Genomic DNA, 279 nt, shown 5'->3' on the forward strand with positions numbered 1-279 from the left:
TTCATTATGAAGAAGATTACGAGCAAACGGCTCCAAAAGAATTTAATTGAACTAATTTTTGTTTTGCTGCATAGGAATATTTAGTTTGATCGTAAAATTTCTTCCCGGATTATAAATTCCTATTGTGCGGCTGGCAATGTTTCCTCCTACATATTTCAGCCTGCTTAGATGATTTTGATAGGAAATATCTGTAAGGTTAGAGGCTGTTAAATAAATACTGCAAATCGTGTTTTTATTTTTTATGTTAATGATATCGGTTCCAATACCGGCATTTAATAA

1 protein-coding gene is annotated in these 279 nt (G+C 31.9%); it reads right to left on the minus strand.

Annotated elements, in window-relative coordinates; genetic code table 11:
• Positions 1–51: 51 nt before the first annotated feature.
• Positions 52–279, minus strand: a 228-nt coding sequence (locus tag RYX56_RS21950; protein WP_317124064.1) for a hypothetical protein, incomplete at its 5' end; no start/stop codon positions are given.

The organism is Alkalihalophilus lindianensis, assembly GCF_032843265.1.
Classification (GTDB): Bacteria; Bacillota; Bacilli; order Bacillales; family Bacillaceae_D; genus Alkalihalophilus; species Alkalihalophilus lindianensis.